Genomic DNA, 1,239 nt, shown 5'->3' on the forward strand with positions numbered 1-1,239 from the left:
GCGCAGCGTGCGCTCCGCATCCGCCTTCAGCCGCCAGCGGGCGGGCTCGACTTCCTCGGCGAGGTCGTAGCGCTCCAGCCGCTTCGCCCGGTCCACCAGCAAGTGACGATTGGCCCGCACCGTATAGCTGTCGGAAGCATCGGGTCGAAGGTCGACGATGCCGCGCTCCTCCTGCTCGGCGAGGAGCATTCGGTCGAGCCGCGTCAGCCGTTCGGCCCCGACCTCCCGCCGGAGCTTCTGGGCCACGTCCAGCTCGGTCTGCGGCCCGAGTTCCAGCGTCACCAGCTCCTGCGCCCGGTGGCGGATGCCTTGGGCGATGTAGTCGCCGGCGATGTTGAGGATGCGGCCATCATCGAGCACGCCCCGCACCAGGATGTGGGTGTGGGGATGGCCGGTGTTGTGGTGATCGACGGCGATCCAGTCGAGCCGGGTGTCGAGGTCCTGCTCCATCTGGCGCATGAGGTCGCGGGTGAAGCCCTTGAAGTCGCCCATCTCGACGCCATCCTCGGGAGCGACGATGAAGCGGAACTGGTGGCGGTCGTCGCGTCCCCGTTCGACGAAGGCGCGGCCGTCCGCCTCGTCCTCCAACGCGGAATAGGCCCGGCCCTTCTCGCCCTCCCGCGTGACCCCATCGCGCTCCAGATAGCGCAGATGGGCGTCCATGGCAGTGCGGGCGATGCCGCGCATGCCCGATGCCCCGCGCCGGGGGTTGAGCCTGACGATGCGGGCCTTCACCACCACGCGACGGGACCGGAAGCGTGAACCGCCTTTGTCCTGACCCCGCCCGTCCGCCGGGAAGCCGGCCACCACCCTGGCGCCGCGCCCGCGCGCATTGAACCGCCCGCGTCCCTTCTCGGCCGGACCATCGCCATGAGACGACGTTCCGCCGGCCTTGCGCGCGGCGGCCTGGACTTGGTTCAGGAAGGACTGTGCCCGCGGGTGGGCGCGCGTGCCCTTGGCGCGCGGCCGCCCCGCGCGGATACGGAAATCACTGTCGTCCCGGTCTGCCATGGGGCGCAGAATTGCCGGTGGATTGGAGGCATTCAAGCCTTCAAATCCGGCTATCGTAGTATAGCGTAGAAACACTTGCCGTGGCGTTGAAAATTCGACGCGCACCTCCGAGGAAAAGTACCTCAACCTACTCATACAAAATCATATTCTGAGACAGAGGAGCAGCCGCGCACCCTGCACGATGACCGAATCCCGCGTTTTCTCGAACAGAAAACAATGTGCAGACAA

1 protein-coding gene is annotated in these 1,239 nt (G+C 67.0%); it reads right to left on the reverse strand.

From position 1 onward, the window contains the following. Positions 1–1,011 (reverse strand): relaxase/mobilization nuclease domain-containing protein (locus V5F48_RS24910; RefSeq protein ID WP_394260637.1); only part of this gene is annotated, 1,011 nt, incomplete at its 3' end. Positions 1,012–1,239 lie beyond the last annotated feature (228 nt).

This window comes from Xanthobacter autotrophicus ATCC 700552, assembly GCF_043194565.1.
GTDB classification, from domain to species: Bacteria; Pseudomonadota; Alphaproteobacteria; order Rhizobiales; family Xanthobacteraceae; genus Xanthobacter; species Xanthobacter autotrophicus_F.